Origin of the sequence: Aromatoleum toluolicum (assembly GCF_012911005.2) — a bacterium.
Lineage (GTDB): Bacteria > Pseudomonadota > Gammaproteobacteria > Burkholderiales > Rhodocyclaceae > Aromatoleum > Aromatoleum toluolicum.
Genome location: NZ_WTVS01000001.1, coordinates 91,586 through 107,018, shown reverse-complemented (window position 1 = coordinate 107,018; position 15,433 = coordinate 91,586). Strand labels below are relative to the sequence as shown.

The 15,433-nt window shown below is 66.6% G+C and carries 17 protein-coding genes; 6 read left to right on the top strand and 11 right to left on the bottom strand.

Annotated elements, in window-relative coordinates; translation table 11 throughout:
- The first annotated feature begins 137 nt into the window (after nucleotides 1–137).
- The 4 genes from GPA27_RS00495 to GPA27_RS00480 all read left to right on the top strand — a co-directional run bounded on the left by GPA27_RS00495 (nucleotide 138) and on the right by GPA27_RS00480 (nucleotide 5,230).
- Nucleotides 138–1,106: a 2-hydroxyacid dehydrogenase gene (locus tag GPA27_RS00495; RefSeq protein ID WP_169136706.1), complete on the top strand. Its 969-nt coding sequence runs from the start codon at nucleotides 138–140 to the stop codon at nucleotides 1,104–1,106.
- Nucleotides 1,107–1,116: 10 nt separating this feature from the next.
- A complete protein-coding gene (locus GPA27_RS00490) occupies nucleotides 1,117–1,356 on the top strand; it encodes a hypothetical protein (protein ID WP_169136704.1) in 240 nt (79 codons plus the stop codon).
- A gap of 84 nt (nucleotides 1,357–1,440) precedes the next feature.
- Complete coding sequence (locus tag GPA27_RS00485) at nucleotides 1,441–2,874, top strand: NYN domain-containing protein (protein WP_169136702.1); 1,434 nt, start codon at nucleotides 1,441–1,443, stop codon at nucleotides 2,872–2,874.
- A 139-nt stretch (nucleotides 2,875–3,013) separates the two neighbouring features.
- The gene (locus GPA27_RS00480) at nucleotides 3,014–5,230 is read left to right on the top strand and encodes a response regulator (protein ID WP_169136700.1); all 2,217 of its coding nucleotides are present in this window, start codon (nucleotides 3,014–3,016) and stop codon (nucleotides 5,228–5,230) included.
- A 7-nt stretch (nucleotides 5,231–5,237) separates the two neighbouring features.
- Here GPA27_RS00480 and GPA27_RS00475 read toward each other — a convergent pair whose 3' ends face one another.
- The 9 genes from GPA27_RS00475 to GPA27_RS00435 all read right to left on the bottom strand — a co-directional run bounded on the left by GPA27_RS00475 (nucleotide 5,238) and on the right by GPA27_RS00435 (nucleotide 10,730).
- Nucleotides 5,238–5,576 (bottom strand): Hpt domain-containing protein, encoded by a 339-nt coding sequence (locus GPA27_RS00475; RefSeq protein ID WP_169136698.1) that lies wholly within the window; start codon nucleotides 5,574–5,576, stop codon nucleotides 5,238–5,240.
- Nucleotides 5,566–6,639 (bottom strand): HD domain-containing phosphohydrolase, encoded by a 1,074-nt coding sequence (locus GPA27_RS00470; RefSeq protein ID WP_169136696.1) that lies wholly within the window; start codon nucleotides 6,637–6,639, stop codon nucleotides 5,566–5,568. The genes GPA27_RS00475 and GPA27_RS00470 overlap by 11 nt, the downstream gene beginning before the upstream one ends.
- Nucleotides 6,640–6,784: 145 nt before the next feature.
- On the bottom strand, nucleotides 6,785–7,438 hold the full coding sequence (gene leuE, locus GPA27_RS00465) for a leucine efflux protein LeuE (protein ID WP_169136694.1): 654 nt from the start codon (nucleotides 7,436–7,438) through the stop codon (nucleotides 6,785–6,787).
- 54 nt (nucleotides 7,439–7,492) lie between these two features.
- Nucleotides 7,493–7,807, bottom strand: coding sequence for an MliC family protein (locus GPA27_RS00460; protein WP_169136692.1), 315 nt, complete (start codon nucleotides 7,805–7,807; stop codon nucleotides 7,493–7,495).
- Nucleotides 7,808–7,901: 94 nt separating this feature from the next.
- Nucleotides 7,902–8,351 (bottom strand): D-aminoacyl-tRNA deacylase, encoded by a 450-nt coding sequence (gene dtd, locus GPA27_RS00455; RefSeq protein ID WP_169136690.1) that lies wholly within the window; start codon nucleotides 8,349–8,351, stop codon nucleotides 7,902–7,904.
- A gap of 80 nt (nucleotides 8,352–8,431) precedes the next feature.
- A complete protein-coding gene (gene trxC, locus GPA27_RS00450; RefSeq protein WP_169136688.1) occupies nucleotides 8,432–8,872 on the bottom strand; it encodes a thioredoxin TrxC in 441 nt (146 codons plus the stop codon).
- A gap of 52 nt (nucleotides 8,873–8,924) precedes the next feature.
- Nucleotides 8,925–9,500 (bottom strand): Tll0287-like domain-containing protein, encoded by a 576-nt coding sequence (locus GPA27_RS00445; protein WP_169136686.1) that lies wholly within the window; start codon nucleotides 9,498–9,500, stop codon nucleotides 8,925–8,927.
- A gap of 105 nt (nucleotides 9,501–9,605) precedes the next feature.
- Nucleotides 9,606–9,806: a hypothetical protein gene (locus GPA27_RS00440; RefSeq protein WP_169136684.1), complete on the bottom strand. Its 201-nt coding sequence runs from the start codon at nucleotides 9,804–9,806 to the stop codon at nucleotides 9,606–9,608.
- Nucleotides 9,807–9,944: 138 nt separating this feature from the next.
- Nucleotides 9,945–10,730, bottom strand: coding sequence for a dioxygenase family protein (locus GPA27_RS00435; RefSeq protein WP_169136682.1), 786 nt, complete (start codon nucleotides 10,728–10,730; stop codon nucleotides 9,945–9,947).
- Nucleotides 10,731–10,987: 257 nt separating this feature from the next.
- Here GPA27_RS00435 and GPA27_RS00430 point away from each other — a divergent pair, with 257 nt between their 5' ends.
- Nucleotides 10,988–11,914: a CobD/CbiB family protein gene (locus tag GPA27_RS00430; protein ID WP_169136918.1), complete on the top strand. Its 927-nt coding sequence runs from the start codon at nucleotides 10,988–10,990 to the stop codon at nucleotides 11,912–11,914.
- 19 nt (nucleotides 11,915–11,933) lie between these two features.
- Complete coding sequence (locus GPA27_RS00425) at nucleotides 11,934–13,115, top strand: acetyl-CoA C-acyltransferase family protein (RefSeq protein WP_169136680.1); 1,182 nt, start codon at nucleotides 11,934–11,936, stop codon at nucleotides 13,113–13,115.
- A 72-nt stretch (nucleotides 13,116–13,187) separates the two neighbouring features.
- Here the strand turns inward: GPA27_RS00425 and rsgA are convergent, their stop codons facing one another.
- Together rsgA and GPA27_RS00415 are read right to left on the bottom strand one after the other, a co-directional pair.
- Nucleotides 13,188–14,120 carry a ribosome small subunit-dependent GTPase A gene (rsgA, locus tag GPA27_RS00420; RefSeq protein ID WP_169136678.1) on the bottom strand — a complete coding sequence of 311 codons (933 nt, stop codon included), beginning with the start codon at nucleotides 14,118–14,120 and terminating at the stop codon, nucleotides 13,188–13,190.
- A 13-nt stretch (nucleotides 14,121–14,133) separates the two neighbouring features.
- Nucleotides 14,134–15,390, bottom strand: a complete 1,257-nt coding sequence (locus GPA27_RS00415) for a M48 family metallopeptidase (protein WP_169136676.1) — start codon at nucleotides 15,388–15,390, stop codon at nucleotides 14,134–14,136.
- Nucleotides 15,391–15,433: the final 43 nt, after the last annotated feature.

Genomic DNA, 15,433 nt, shown 5'->3' with positions numbered 1-15,433 from the left:
GGGTATCGTTCGCGGTGCGTCCGGGCGTGGTGAGCGCGCAGTGCCACCGCATCCGTCGCCGCGGACGATCCCGGATGCGGCCCGATGCGCCCGAAACCTGACCGAAACCACAGCCAAGAACGAGCAGGATGAACAACATGACCCGACCCCGACTCATCGTCACCCGCCGCTGGCCCGCCGAAGTCGAACGCGCGCTCGCCGAGCGCTTCGACGCGCGCTTCAACGCCGACGATCACCCCTTCACGCGCGACGAGATGCGCACGGCGCTCGCCTCGTGCGACGCGCTGCTCGCAACCGTATCCGACCGCATCGACGCCGACGTGCTCGGCACGGCCCCGAGCGCCAGGCTGATCGCCAACTACGGCGTCGGCTACAGCCACATCGACATCGACGCCGCCACGGCCCGCGGGATCGCGGTGACGAACACCCCCGACGTCCTCACCGACTGCACCGCCGACCTCGCGATCACGCTGATGCTGATGGTCGCCCGGCGTGCGGGCGAGGGGGAACGCGAGGTGCGCAGCGGCAACTGGACCGGCTGGCGCCCGACGCACATGATCGGCACGAAGGTGAGCGGCAAGACGCTCGGCCTCATCGGCATGGGCCGCATCGCCCGTGCGGTCGCGATGCGCGCACAGCACGGTTTCGGCATGAAGATCGTATTCTTCAACCGCAGCCGCGTGCCGGCCGAAACGCTCGCCGGGCTCGCCGCGCGACAGTGCGACTCGGTCGAGGAAGTCCTTGCCGAGGCGGATTTCGTCTCCCTGCATTGCCCGGGCGGCGCGGCGACGCGCCACCTGATCAACCGCGAACGCCTCGCGCTGATGGGGCGCGACGCCTTCCTGATCAACACCGCACGCGGCGAAGTGGTCGACGAGGCCGCGCTGGTCGAGGCGCTGCGCAACGGCACGATCGCCGGCGCCGGGCTCGACGTGTTCGAAGCCGAGCCCAAGGTCAGCGAGGGCTTGCTCACTCTGGAGAACGTCGTCCTGTTGCCGCACCTCGGTAGCGCCACGCGCGAAACGCGCGTCGGCATGGGCATGCGCGTGCTCGAGAACGTCGAGGCCTTCTTCGCCGGCCGCACGCCACCCGACCGCGTCGTCTGAAGGGGCGGCCGTGAAGCTCTCCCGCCTGTTCCAGCCGCGCAACCCGGCCTTCTGGGTGATGATCGCGCTCAACGTCCTGTCCTCGGTGTTCGCGTGGATCCTGCGCACTTATCCGCTCAACCCCCTCGGCCTTGCCATGGTCGCCGGCCTCGCCCTCGCGAACGCGATGCTCGGGATGTGGTTTGCATGGCGGCTGGTGCGCGAAGACGGTGACAACGGCCGCAAGGGCGGCGCGGGCCGTGGCATGTGACGCGCATCGCCGCTGCAGGAATGGCTATCATGTGCGCCATGGGCGGTCCCCGCGACCGCGCCCGATACACCACCGGAGAACCTTATGGCTTCAGCCCATGACAACGTCAGCATGGCGGTGTTCTGCGATTTCGAAAACGTCGCGCTCGGCGTGCGCGACGCGAAATACGAAAAGTTCGACATCAAGCCGGTGCTCGAACGCCTGCTGCTCAGGGGCAGCATCGTCGTGAAGAAGGCCTACTGCGACTGGGAGCGTTACAAGGGTTTCAAGGCCGTGATGCACGAGGCCAACTTCGAGCTGATCGAGATCCCGCACGTACGCCAGTCGGGCAAGAACTCCGCCGACATTCGCCTCGTCGTCGATGCGCTCGACCTGTGCTACACGAAATCGCATGTCGACACCTTCGTCATCATCAGCGGCGACTCCGACTTTTCCCCGCTGGTGTCCAAGCTGCGCGAGAACGCCAAGCAGGTCATCGGCGTCGGCGTGAAGCAATCGACCTCCGACCTGCTGATCGCCAACTGCGACGAATTCATCTTCTACGACGACCTCGTGCGCGAAAGCCAGCGCGCGGCCAAGCGCGAGACGCGCGAGGCCCAGCCTTCGACGAAGCGCTCGCCCGAAGAGGAAAAGCACCGCAAGGACGAGCTCGAGGCGCGCAAGCTCAAGGCCATCAACATCGCCGTCGAGACCTTCGACGCGCTGGTGGCCGAACGCGGCGACAGCGGCGTGCGCATCTGGGCATCGATGCTGAAGGAGGCCATCAAGCGCCGCAAGCCCGACTTCAACGAGTCGTATTACGGCTTCCGTGCCTTCGGCAACCTGCTCGAGGAAGCTCAGGCGCGCGGCCTGCTCGAGTTTGGCCGTGACGAGAAATCGGGCGCCTATGTCTATCGCAGCAACCGTGCAGCGGCAGCGGAAGCGGTCGCCGAGGCGTCCGCGGCCGCGGAGCACGGGACCGCATTCGAGGCAATGCCGGCGGCGGGCGAAGCGGCGCATGCCGAAGCTGCGTCCGCGACGGTGGCGGAACGTCCGGCGGGCGAAGAGCCTTCGGGTCGGCACGAATCCCGCCGCAAGCGTGGGGGACGCAAGTCCGGCGCGAAGAAGGCGGAGGTCACAGCGGAAGGCGGCCGGGCGGAAGCGCCGACGACTGCCGAAGCCGAATCCGGACGCCAGCCCGAGCCCGCGGTGTCCATGCCGGTGCAGGCCGAACAGCCGGCCGCTGCGATTGCCGTGCCCGTAGCGGAGCAGGCCGACGTGGCGCAGGCAGAGCCCGCCAAGACAGGGGCGCGCCGGTCGCGCCGCGGCAAGACCACCACCGCGAAGTCCGAATCGGCAATAACCGAGGCGACAAACGCGGAAGCCGCAGCGCCTGTTCCGGCAGCGCCGGTTCACGAGGCCGCAGTCGCGTCCGAGCCGGTGACGGTTGGCGGTGCGGAGGCGGCGGCGGCCACGCCTGCCCGCAAGACCGCCTCGCGCGGTCGCCGACCGCGCAAGGCCGAGCCGCAGCAGAATTAGTGGTCCGAGTCGTATCCGCGCCGCGATCCGGGCGCGGTATTTCCGCACACGATAGCGGGGCCGGGGCAAATACAATCGGTATCACCCCGCCGGCGACCGACGGGGTCACCTGTTCGTTGCGCAGAGGCTGGGCATACCGATGACATCTGCTCTTCTGAACCGCCAGATTGCCGCTGCATTTGGCGTCAGCGCGGAAGCCCCCCTCAAGGGCGTGCTGGATGCGCTGCAGTCGGCCGGTCTTTCCGACCTTGCGGCGAACCTCGTCAACCTGTTGGTCGAGATCGAGGACACCTACAATCGGCACGCCGAGGTCGAACGGCGGGCCGAGAAGGCGCGGCGTCTCGTGGACTGCCTCGACTTGACCGGCGACGTGCTGTGCGAGTGGGATCTCGTCTCGCGCAAGATCAAGCAATCGTCGGCTTGGCAGAGGCGTTTCGGCATCATCGATGGCACACCGGTGCGCTGCATCGAGGACTGGCACGCCTGGATCCTCCCGGACGATCGTGCCATGGTGGGTGAGCGGCTCAACACCGTGCTGCAAGGGCGTGCGCCGCTGATGGAAGTCGAGCACCGCATGCGGGATCAGGACGAGGGGTGGCGCTGGTGGCTTCTGCGCTGCCGCGTCACACTGCGGGATGGCGAGGGCAAGCCCACGCGGCTTCTCGTCCTGCACCGCGACATCACCGAACAGAAGCGGTCCGAGGCTGCCCTACTGCGCGCGAAGGAAGCGGCTGAAACGGCCAACCGCGCGCGTGGTGCCTTTCTCGCGAACATGAGCCACGAGATCCGCACGCCGATGAATGCGGTCGTCGGCATGACCGAACTCGTGCTCGATATGGCGCTGGACGACGTGCAGCGCGGCTACCTCGAGACCGTCAAGTCGTCCGCCGACGCCCTGCTCACGATTATCGACGACGTACTGGACCTCTCCAAGATCGAAGCCGGCCGTCTCGAACTCGAATCCGTCGTGTTCCCGTTGCGCAATGTCCTGGGCGACACGATCCGCGGGCTGGCGGTGTCAGCCCATCGCAAGGGGCTGGAGGTGTTGCTCGACGTCGCGCCGGACGTTCCCGATCGACTGTACGGCGACCCCACGCGCTTGCGCCAGATTCTCTCCAACCTCGTCGGCAATGCGATCAAGTTTACCGAACGGGGCGAAGTCGCCGTGGAAGTCAGCAAGCTGCGGCACAGCGGCATGTCCCTGTACCTGCAGTTCATCGTCCGCGACACCGGCGTCGGCATCGCCCCGGAACTCCACGAACAGATTTTCGACGCCTTCATGCAGGGCGACCCGTCTACGGCGCGGCGCTTCGGTGGCACGGGCCTCGGCCTCGCGATCACGAACCGGCTCGTCAAGCTGATGGACGGTCAGATCTGGCTCGAGAGCGAGCCGGGCGGAGGCAGCACCTTCTACTTCACGTCCCGTGTGGCAGCCGATTCCAATGCCGCCGCGCCGTCGTTCGAGCTGCCCGCAGGGCTGAAAGGCCGCACGGCACTGGTCGTCGACGATTGTCCCCATGCCCTCGCGCTCATCGCGCGCATGCTGCAGCGGCTCGGGCTGGAGGTCGACACGACCGATGATGCGTCCCGCGTCCCGGCACTCGTTGCCGAGCGCGCCAGTGCGGGCCGTCCCTACGACATCCTCCTGGCCGATGGCGGCATGCCGCCGCCCGGCGGGCTAGCGCTCGCGCAGGAGTTCGACAACGTCCTGCTGTTGCTGGCAAACCACGCACAGCGACAGGAGTTCGCGTACAGCGGCGCGCTGCCGTCGCGAACCCATCTCGTCAAGCCGGTATTCGAGGACAACCTGTTCGACGCCCTGCGCGCGGCATTCGACGTCGTGGACCTGCAGCGGTTGGAACTAAGGCGCTTCGACGTCGATGAAGCCGCCGCGATGGGGGGCGACGCGTCCGATCCGCTCAATGTACTGCTGGTCGAGGACACACCCGTAAACCAGACACTTGCCGTGCAGTTGCTCACCAGGGCAGGGCACCGCGTCACCGTTGCGAACAACGGCCTCGAGGCACTTGACTGGTTCGAGCAGCAGCCGTTCGACCTCATCCTGATGGACGTGGAGATGCCGCTCGTCGACGGCATGGAGGCCACCGAGAAGATCCGCGCACGCGAAGCAAGCCGGAGCTGGGCCGTCGGCGAAGGCCAGCGGCAGTGCTACATCGCTGCAGTGACTGCCCACGCGATGCAAGGAGACCGCGAACGCTGCCTTGCCGTCGGAATGGACGACTACATCTCCAAGCCCATCCGCCGCCAGGCTCTGAATGAATTGCTCAAGCGTGCGATCGAGCATCGCAGAGCACCCAAGGGTGACCTGAGCCTGCTGCAGAACTGGACGGGCTGAGGCGCTGCTACAAGGCCTGCAGCTCCGCACGCAACTGGGCGAGGAGTCGGTCGATTTCGTTCAGCCGCGCGACTGCCGACGTGAAGTCGTCCGTCCTCGACGCCTCCTCCAACGCTCCCACGGCGCGAATCAGCGCTGCGGCACCGAAATTTTCCGCCGACCCCTTGAGACTGTGGCCGGCGCGCATCACCATCGAGACGTCGCGGGCGCCTAGGGCGGTGCGAAGGTCGGCGAGCAGGCGCGGCGCATCTGCGATGAAGGTCGCGGCAATCACCCGCAGGATCTCGACATCGTCGCCGAGGTTGTCGAGCGTCGAACGACGATCGAACAGCGGTTCACCGTCCATCGTTCGGCTCCGTGGCCGCGGCGGGTTCCTCCTCGTCGACAAAGCGCTCGCGGATCTCCAGTACCCTGTCCCAGACGGTGAGGAAGGCATCCACGCACGCGGGGTCGAAATGCGCACTCCGGTTCTCGCGCAGATAGTCGCGCGCCTCGTCGAGCGACCACGCGCGCTTGTACGGGCGCGCCGAGGTCAGCGCGTCGAATACGTCGGCTACCGCGACGATCCTGCCTTCGATAGGGATTGCGTCCCTGGCGAGGCCCCGGGGGTATCCCGAGCCATTGAACTTCTCGTGGTGATGCAGCGCGATCGAGGCGGCCATCTGGATCGCATGAGAGCTGCTTTCGCGCAGGATCTCGTACCCGATCAGCGTGTGCTGCTTCATGACCTCGAACTCTTCCGGACTGTGCCGGCCGGGCTTTAGCAGGATGTGGTCGGGGGTTCCGAGTTTGCCGACGTCATGCATCGGTGCAGCGTGCAGCAGCAGTTCGGCGAAATCGGGCGGAAGGCCCATCTGCAGCGCGATGAGCTGCGCGTAATGGGCCATGCGCAGGATGTGCGTGCCGGTCTCCGGATCGCGGCACTCGGCCGCGCGCGCCAACCGCACGATGGTCTCGCGCTCCCGGTCGTGGATCTCCGCGACGGCGCGTCGCACTTCCTCGGCCAGCCACGTCGCGCGGTCGGCCAGGGCCCGCTGGCTGCGCCGCAGCGCGAGCATGTTCCTGACCCGCGCGAGGAACTCCATGCGATCGACGGGTTTGTTGAGGAAATCCACGCCCCCTTCGTCGAGTGCCGCGTAACGGACGCTCTTCTCATGGTCAGCGGTCACCATCAGGATCGGCAGACTGTCGTGCCGCGGTTCGCGCCGTACGTGGCGGATGAACTCCAGGCCGTCGAGTTTCGGCATCAGGTAATCGACGATGACCAGGTCGGGGTCGTTCTCGAGACACCAGTCGAGCCCTGAGCCCGAATCCGCGAACGGGATGGGCCGGCAGCCGTCCAGTCGCTCAATGAGCATGCGCATCAACTCAAGGTTGGTCGGCGTGTCGTCGACAATGACGACGTTCATGGCGGGATCCTGGGGAAGTGGCGTCGCGATGAGCGTCAAACTACCGTGAACCGGTTATGGCCGCCGTGCAACGCCTCACGCTCGATGGCGGAATGGCAAATTCCGGATGAATAGCGCGGGCGCGTCGCGTCGCTCGCAGCGGACCTCAGCCGAGCGTCGCGTTCGCCAGTTTCGCGCCGAAGCCTATGAACAGTCCGCCGACCCCGCCGGTTGCCGCCGCGGAAAGGCGCCGGCGCTGGCGGAACTGCGCCGCGAGGTGCGCGCCGCCGAAAATCAGCGCCGACAGGTAGACCGCACTGCACACCTGCACGATCGTGCCCAGGATCGCGAACGACAGCACAGGGTACGCATAGCCGGGATCGACGAACTGGATGAAGAAGGACACGAAGAACAGGATCGCCTTCGGGTTCATCAGGCTGATCACCAGCGCCGTGCGGAAGGGCCGAGTCGCATCGCCGGGCGCCGGCTCGGGTGTTGCCGTGCCTGCCGCCTTGTCGCGCCAGCCGGCGATCGCCGAGCGCAGCAGCGCGAGTCCCACCCACGCCAGGTAGGCGGCGCCGGCGTACTTCAGCACCATGAACAATGCGGGTGTCGTCTGCAGCAGCGACGCGACGCCGGTCGCGGAGAGAACCATCAGCACGGTGTCGCCGAGGAAGATGCCGCACGCGCCGCGATAGCCCGCCGCGATGCCCAGGCGGGAGGCGACCGACATCACGTACAGTGAGTTCGGCCCCGGCAGCAGCACGATGAAGATCGTGCCGAGAATGAAGGTCGTCAGGTCGGTTACGCCGTAAAACATGATCCTGGTCTCCGCCGGAGTATCGCTAATCTTAACGCGTTCGCGCGGCGGAGTTCATTCGCGCGCGCGGCAGTTTTCGTACATGCCGGCCCCCTGTATGTCCACGCGCGCCGAATCGCCGATGCGCCACAGCGTCAGGGCTCCGCATGCGTAGCGTTCGCCGCTGCCGTCAGCAGCCTCCCTCATCAGTCCGAAGCGCATGCCGTCGATGTCGATCGTCGCGTCGCCCCACGGATGGTAGGCCACCGAAAAGCCCTTGCCCGCATCGCAGGCGTAGGCGATGGGGCGGGCTGCGGGGGGCGTCTGCGCGCAACCCGCAAGCAGTGCGGCGACGAGGAGGGCGGGGAGGGCTATCGTGCGGGCGTTCATCGGTGCTTCCTGTGGGGTATCACGCGAGTGGCGTGGAGGGTGGCGAGAGGGGGCCTTCGTGTCGCGGCTGTGCGGCCTGGTACGGCCGCGGGGTTCAGCTTGCCGGCGCGACGCGCATCGGGATGGTGACCGGCCCGTCATTGACGAGGTGGACCTGCATCTCGGCCGCAAATTCTCCGGTCCCGATCTGCTCGTGGGCCTTGCGTGCCTCGGCGACGAAATGCTCGTACAGCGCGCGCCCTTCGTCCGGCGCCGCCGCGTTCGTGAAGCTCGGTCGGTTTCCGCCCGTGGTGTCTGCCGCGAGCGTGAACTGGCTGACGATCAGCAGCCCGCCCTGCACGTCCTGTACCGAGCGGTTCATCTTGCCGGCCTCGTCGGAAAAGATCCGCAACTTCAGGATCTTGCCCAGCAGCTTGGCAGCTTCCGCGCGACCATCGCCGCGTTCCGCGCACACCAGCACCAGCAGGCCATGACCGATCGCGCCGGTCGTCCTGCCGTCCACCACCACGCGTGCTTCCGACACGCGCTGGACCACTGCCAACATTTGCTTCGCTCCCTTGCATTCGGCGGCATCGGCGCTCGCCACCCAACCTTGATTGCGGCGCCCCGCCCTCACAAGCGCGGTCAGAGTTCGTGGCTGCGCGCCCAGTGCGCGATCGCACCTGCATTCATCGCGCCCGACTGCCGTGCTACTTCCTGTCCGCTGCGGAACAGGATCATCGTCGGGATGCTGCGGATCGCGAAGCGCGCGGCGAGCTCCTGCTCCTCCTCGGTATTCAGCTTGGCGAGGCGCATCTGCGGTTCGAGCATGCGTGCCGCCTCCTCGAAGGCCGGCGCCATCATGCGACAGGGGCCGCACCACGGCGCCCAGAAATCCACCAGCACGGGCAGTTCGCTGCGTTCGACATGGAGCGCAAAATTCGTGGCGCTCAGCGTCAGCGGCTTGCGCGCGAACAGCGGCGCATGACACTTGCCGCAGTTCGGCTCGTCGTGCATGCGCGCAGCCGGCACGCGGTTCAGCGCATCGCAGTGCGGACAGGCCAGCGTCAGGGTATCGACCGACATCATCAACTCCATTACCGGCGGGGGCGCCGCCCGCCGGTCATATTCCGTGTGTTTACAGCGGTTTCGTTGCGACGATGGCCCCGCGGATCTGGCCTTCGCTGTAGCCCGTGGCGCGGTCCAGCGGGTAATGCTCGGCCAGGCGTGCCTTTACCGCCGGTGTGAGCTTGTCCGCGGCGCCGTGGCAGTTCAGGCACAGGGTTTGTGTCGGCAGGGCCTTGGCGTAGCGGAACGCGCGCGTGCCGTCCGCCTGCTCGACCATCTCGCCCTTTTCCAGCTTTGCCGGGTTCTCGCCCGCCGCCGCGCGTCGATCGAACTCCTCCAGCATCTTCCGCTCCCACGCGTCCGGCGTCGCGCGCTCGGGATTGCGTGCCTTCAGGGTCACGCGCTTCAACTGCCAGCCGGTGCTCGCGACGATTTCCTTGGCCATCTTCGGCGCCATGTCGCGGCATACCGGAATCGCGCCCTCGGGGCCGCTCCTGGCAATTTCCTCATTGAGCGCCGTCACGAGGCGTGGCGGCAGGCTCGTCGCCGCCGCACGTGCCTCGGTCATCAGCGCGAGTTCCGCTGCGCAAGCGGGCAGGGTCGCGCCCGCAATTGCGGCCGCCAGGGCCAGCCGTACCATCGTCATCGCCATCTCCTCGTGCAAATAGAAGCAGATTCTTATATTACCGCGAATGCCGATGGTGAGGTGAGCGTCGGGAGCGGGCGGCACCCCGCCGGACGACCGTTGCGACTACCCGGCGCGCTCGGTCAGCGCCCAAAGCAGCAGGAAGCACCCGGCGACGAGTGCGCCGATCCCCGCCTGGAGCAGCGTGCCGACCTGGAATCCGCCGATCCAGTAATTGCCTGAAAGTCTTGCGATTCCAGCGATCAGGCACAGGGCGAGCCCGCCGACCCCTGAAATCCTGCCGGCGAGTGACAGCAATCGATCCATGGCGATTCCTCCCGTTGCATGCGGCACCGTGCCGACATCATGCCTTCGATGTCATGCGATTAGACCCCCGTATCGTCGTGCAGACAAGCGCCTTCCGGCGATCTCGCCGCCTGTTTAAAGCATTCCGGTCCCGTTCGATCAGCCTGCACCGAAGACGTAGGCGTCCATCGCCAGCATGCCGTAGCGCACGTCCGCGGCAGCGATGCGCCGTGCGTCGGCGTGCGCTCCGGCGGCGGCGTGCGCAAACATCAGCGGCATCAGGTGCTCATCCGTCGGATGGGCGCGCTCCGCATGCGGCGCGCGCCGCCGGTAGTCGAGCAGGGCGTCGACGTCGCCGGCGGCGAGCGTATCGGCGATCCATCGCGCGAAGGCGCTGACGTAAGGCGTCGTCCCCGCTGCGGCACCCGTGAACTCGTACAGGTTGTGCGTGAGGCTGCCCGATCCCACGATCAGGACACCGTCGGCGCGCAAAGGGGAGAGCGCCCGGCCGAGGGCGTGGAACCAGCTCGCCGGCCGGCGCCCCGGCATCGAGATCTGCACGACCGGTACGGTCGCATCCGGGTACATGTGCAGCAGGGGCACCCACGCGCCGTGATCCAGCCCGCGCCGCGGGTCCGCATGCGCATCCACGCCCGCGGCGGCAAGCAGCCCGATCGCGTGGGCGGCGAGCGACGGATCGCCGGGCGCCGGGTAGCGCAAGTCGAACAGCGGCGCCGGGAAGCCGCCGAAATCGTGGATCGTCTCCGGCTGCGTGTTCGTCGTCAGGCTCACGGCCGGACTCATCCAGTGCGGCGAGGCGATGAGGATCGCGCGGGGCGTCGGAATTGCCTGCGCAAGGGCTGCAAGTTCGCGTCCGGCCTCTCCCGGCTCCAGGGCGAAGGTCGGCGCTCCGTGGGAAACGAAGAGGGTGGGCATCGTGCTCATGTGGGCTCCATTGCGTGTCGAGGGCGCCATTCGTGCTTGGCCCGGTTGTCAGCAGTCTATGGAGCACCGGTAAGCCGATAAACTGCCACTGGCGGCACGCACTGTTCGATGATTCGCAACAATCATCCGGTCACTGTTGTTCGGAAGATCGTTTCGTTTTCCTGGATACGGTTTCCGCGTTGCACAATCGCGTCGTGCTTTTATGGTATCGTGGCCGGATATCACGGGTCCGGACCCTTACATCAATCGCAATACGAATGACGCTTCTTTCGCTGATCGTTGCGCTGCTGCTCGAGCAGGTACGGCCGTTGCCGGTGCGGCAAATCGTTCTGGAACCGCTTCATCGTCTGTCGGGTCTCCTCGTCGAACGCTTCAACGACGGCCAGTCTCGCAACGGTCTGGTCGCCTGGCTGCTGCTCGTCGTTTCGGTGGTCGCGGGCGGTGCGATGGCCTTCTTCCTGTTGTGGCTCGTCCATCCGCTGCTGGCGGTGGTCTTCAACATCGCGGTGCTCTATCTGACGATGGGCTTCCGTCAGGAAAGCCATTTTTTCACGGATATCCATCTCGCCCTGCGCATGGGCGAACTCGATCGCGCGCGTTCGCTGCTGGGGGAATGGCGCGGTGGGCAGTACGTCGACGCGAGTTCCAGCGAGGTCGCGCGGCTGGCCATCGAGAAAGGACTCGTCGCCGCTCACCGCAACGTGTTTGGCGTGATCTTCTGGTTCATCGTCCTGCCGGGACCGAGTGGCGCCCTGCTGTACCGTCTTGCGCGCTTCCTCGGCGAGGAGTGGGGCGAGCGCAACGATGCCGAGTTCGGCCAGTTCGGACGCTTCGCACGCAAGGCGTTTGAAGTGATCGACTGGCTGCCCGCGCGCCTGACCGCAGCATCGTTCTCCGTGGTGGGCGACTTCGAGGACGCGGTGTTCTGCTGGCGCACGCAAGCGATGCTCTGGGCGGACAGGGCGTCCGGTATACTCATTGCGGCAGGTGCGGGCGCGCTTGGTGTGCGCCTCGGCATGCCAGTACATGAATCCGGCGAGATAGTCGAACGACCGGAAATGGGTGTCGGCGAAGAAGCCGATGCCGACTACATGCAGAGCACCGTGGGCCTGATTTGGCGCGCGCTGGTGCTTTGCTTGCTGATGCTGGCCCTGCTGGTGATTGCCGGCTGGGTTGGTGCCTAACATCCAGGAGGGAGCACAGATGGCGAATCGTGAAGTAGTGGTTTTGAGCGCAGTCCGTTCGGCCGTGGGCGGTTTTGGCGGGTCGCTGAAGGACATGGAGCCGGCCGAGCTGGGTGGTGTGGTCGTCAAGGAAGCGATCGCCCGCGCCGGCGTCGATCCGAAGCAGGTGACCTTCGCGACCGTCGGCAATTGCATCCCGACCGAATCGCGCTATGCCTATGTTGCGCGCGTCGCGACGATCCAGGGCGGTATGTCGATGGATTCGGTGGCCTTCGCCGTCAACCGCCTGTGCGGTTCGGCGCAGCAGGCCATCGTCAACTCCGCCCAGGCGATCATGCTGGGTGACGCGGACTTCGCGATCGGCGGCGGCGTCGAAGTGATGTCGCGTGGTGCCTACCTGCTGCCGGCGCTGCGCAGCGGCGCCCGCATGGGTGACGCCAAGGCCATCGACGCGATGGTCTCGGTGCTGACCGACCCGTTCGGCGTCGGCCACATGGGTATCACCGCCGAGAACCTGACCTCCAAGTGGAGCATCAGTCGCGAGGATCAGGACGCCTTCGCGCTCGAGTCGCAGAACCGTGCCGCAGCGGCAATCGCCGAAGGCCGTTTCAAGAGCCAGATCGTTCCGATCACCTTCGAAACCCGCAAGGGCCCGGTCGTGTTCGACACCGACGAGCATCCGCGCATGACCACCATGGAAGCGCTGGGCAAGATGAAGCCCGCCTTCAAGAAGGACGGTTCGGTCACTGCGGGTAACGCTTCCGGCATCAACGACGCTGCAGCCTTCCTGGTGCTGGCCGACGCTGCCAAGGCTGCCGCGGGCGGTCACAAGCCGATCGCGCGTCTCGTGTCCTACGCGATCGCCGGCGTGCCCAACGACGTCATGGGTGAAGGCCCGATCCCGGCCTCCAAGCTCGCGCTGCAGCGTGCCGGCCTGTCGCTGGACAAGATCGACGTGATCGAATCCAACGAAGCCTTCGCGGCGCAGTCGATCGCGGTGAACAAGGGGCTCGAGCTCGATCCGAAGAAGACCAACCCGAACGGCGGCGCGATCGCGCTGGGTCACCCGGTTGGCGCGACCGGCGGCGTCATCATCACCAAGCTGCTGCACGAGCTGATCCGTACCAATGGTCGCTACGGCATGGCCACGATGTGCATCGGCGGCGGTCAGGGCATCACGACGATCTGGGAACGCATCTGACGTACTGCCGATCGGCCAACAAAAAACCCGCTTCGGCGGGTTTTTTCATTCTGGGCGGTCGTTTCGGAGCGCTTACCAGCCTTGCGATTGACGCTTGGCGTCCTTGATCTCGTTGCGAATCATCCGGTAATGCTCGAAGCGGCGCATGTCGATTGCGCCCGCCTCGATGGCAGCGCGCAGGGCGCAGCCAGGTTCGGATTCGTGCTGACAGTCGCGGAAACGGCAATTGCCGAGGTGGCCCTGGAACTCGATGAAACTTGCGGCGAGTTCGTCGGGTGTGAGGTGCGCGAGGCCGAAGGCCTGCAGTCCGGGGCTGTCGATCAGCCAGCCGCCGTCGAGCGGATACAGGCGGGCGAAGGTGGTCGTGTGCTTGCCGCTGTTGAGCGCTTCGGAGATCTCGCGCGTCGCTGCACGGGCTTCCGGGATCAGGGCGTTCGTGAGCGTCGACTTTCCCATGCCCGACTGGCCGACAAAGATGCTGCGCTGGCCGGCAAGATACGGCCGCAGATCGTCGGCGCCGGCGCGGGCGCTCAGCTCGACGACCTCGTAGCCGAGTCTTTCGAAGGGGGCGAGCATGCGGTGGGCGGCGGGCAGGGACTCGGCGAGGTCGGCCTTGTTGAGGACGATCAGGGTCCGCAGGTGCTGGCTTTCCGCCGCCGCGATGCAGCGCGAGATCAGCAAATCCGAGAACCCGGGCTCCGTTGCCGTCACGACGACGACCTGGCTGAGGTTCGCGGCGATGAGTTTTTCACGGAAGGCGTCCGAGCGCCACAGCAGGTTCCGGCGCGGCTTGAGCGCGGTGATGACGCCCTGGTCGCTGCCGGTCGCTTCGATCTCGACTTCGTCGCCGCACGCGAAGGTGCTTTTCTTGCCGCGCGGGTAGCACTTCAGCCGGATCTCTTCCTGCCCGGCCAGTCCCGCGACGACGACCTCGTATTGGCGGCCGAAGGCGGCGACGATCACGCCTTCGAGTGTCGTGTTGCGGTTCTGTCGGGGTTTGTTCACGAAATGCCGGGTCTCAACTGGAGGAGCGCAGGCGCGCGACACGCAGTGCGGCCGGCGGGTGGGAGTCGAAGAAGCTCGAGTACAGCGGATCGGGCGTGAGCGTCGCGGCGTTGTCCCGATAGAGCTTCACCAGTGCCTGCGCAAGGTCGGATGCGCGCGTCTGTTGCGCGGCGTATGCGTCCGCCTCGAATTCATGCACCCGCGACCAGTAGCTCATCAGCGGGGCGGCCGGGAAGGTGAAGGAGGGCAGGGCGAGCGCGAACAGGGCCAGCGCGACGGCGGTGCCGGCCGATGCGGGGGCGACGCCCAGCCCGGCGAAGAACCACGTCTGTCCCATCAGCCAGCCGAGCAGCCACAGCAGGCCGAGGCTCGCTGCCGCGATGACCGCGAGGCGTTTCCAGATGTGGCGGTGGCGGAAATGCCCGAGTTCGTGCGCCAGCACGGCTTCGACTTCCTCGGGCCGCAGCTTGTCCAGCAGGGTGTCGAAGAAGACGATGCGCTTGGCCGCGCCGAAGCCGGTGAAGTAGGCATTGCCATGCGCCGAGCGGCGCGAGCCGTCCATCACGAAGAGTCCGCGGGAGCGGAAGCCGCAGCGCGCCAGCAGGGCCTCCACGCGTGCCTTCAGGGCTTCGTCCGCGAGCGGCGTGAACTTGTTGAACAGCGGCGCGATGAAGGTCGGCCAGATGAAGAGCGCCAGCAGGTTGAACGCGAGCCAGAAGAGCCACACCCACAACCACCAGCGCTCGCCCATCGCGCCCATCAGCCACAGCACGGCGGCGAGCACGGGCAGTCCGATCAGTGCGGCGAGCATCGCTTCGCGGGCGAGGTCGGCCAGGTACAGGCCGGGCGTCATGCGGTTGAAGCCGAAGCGCTTCTCGATGCCGAAGGTGCGATACAGCGCGAACGGGAGCTCGATGGCCCAGCCCGCGATGCCGAGCGCGGCGAGCAGGGCGACACCGTGTACGAGCGTTCCAGGCGCGAATATTCCGGCGAGCAGGTCGTGAATGGCCTGCAGGCCGCCGCCGAGCGTGAGGGCGAGCACGTAGGCCGTACCGATAACGGCATCGATGGTGCCGAGCTTCATGCGTGCGGCGGTGTAGTCCGCCGCCTTGCGATGCGATTCCAGATTGATCGATTCGGCGAACGGGGGCGGCACGGCTTCCCGATGCGCGCGCACGTGCCGGATCTGGCGCATCATGAGCATGAGCCTGGCGAGCAGGGTCAGTGCGGCGGCGGCGAGGAACAGGGACGAGAAGGCTTCCGGGGACATTCGGCGTGTGGAGTGGGCGGGCGGCGAGGCATATATGCCACAA

Bases quoted from the DNA above. Each gene is read 5' to 3' on its own strand.
- GPA27_RS00495 (WP_169136706.1), top strand. From the start codon at position 138: ATGACCCGACCCCGACTCATCGTCACCCGCCGCTGGCCCGCCGAAGTC.
- GPA27_RS00485 (WP_169136702.1), top strand. From the start codon at position 1,441: ATGGCTTCAGCCCATGACAACGTCAGCATGGCGGTGTTCTGCGATTTC.
- GPA27_RS00480 (WP_169136700.1), top strand. From the start codon at position 3,014: ATGACATCTGCTCTTCTGAACCGCCAGATTGCCGCTGCATTTGGCGTC.
- GPA27_RS00475 (WP_169136698.1), bottom strand. From the start codon at position 5,576: ATGGACGGTGAACCGCTGTTCGATCGTCGTTCGACGCTCGACAACCTC.
- GPA27_RS00470 (WP_169136696.1), bottom strand. From the start codon at position 6,639: ATGAACGTCGTCATTGTCGACGACACGCCGACCAACCTTGAGTTGATG.
- leuE (WP_169136694.1), bottom strand. From the start codon at position 7,438: ATGTTTTACGGCGTAACCGACCTGACGACCTTCATTCTCGGCACGATC.
- GPA27_RS00460 (WP_169136692.1), bottom strand. From the start codon at position 7,807: ATGAACGCCCGCACGATAGCCCTCCCCGCCCTCCTCGTCGCCGCACTG.
- dtd (WP_169136690.1), bottom strand. From the start codon at position 8,351: ATGTTGGCAGTGGTCCAGCGCGTGTCGGAAGCACGCGTGGTGGTGGAC.
- trxC (WP_169136688.1), bottom strand. From the start codon at position 8,872: ATGTCGGTCGATACCCTGACGCTGGCCTGTCCGCACTGCGATGCGCTG.
- GPA27_RS00445 (WP_169136686.1), bottom strand. From the start codon at position 9,500: ATGACGATGGTACGGCTGGCCCTGGCGGCCGCAATTGCGGGCGCGACC.
- GPA27_RS00440 (WP_169136684.1), bottom strand. From the start codon at position 9,806: ATGGATCGATTGCTGTCACTCGCCGGCAGGATTTCAGGGGTCGGCGGG.
- GPA27_RS00435 (WP_169136682.1), bottom strand. From the start codon at position 10,730: ATGAGCACGATGCCCACCCTCTTCGTTTCCCACGGAGCGCCGACCTTC.
- GPA27_RS00430 (WP_169136918.1), top strand. From the start codon at position 10,988: ATGACGCTTCTTTCGCTGATCGTTGCGCTGCTGCTCGAGCAGGTACGG.
- GPA27_RS00425 (WP_169136680.1), top strand. From the start codon at position 11,934: ATGGCGAATCGTGAAGTAGTGGTTTTGAGCGCAGTCCGTTCGGCCGTG.
- GPA27_RS00415 (WP_169136676.1), bottom strand. From the start codon at position 15,390: ATGTCCCCGGAAGCCTTCTCGTCCCTGTTCCTCGCCGCCGCCGCACTG.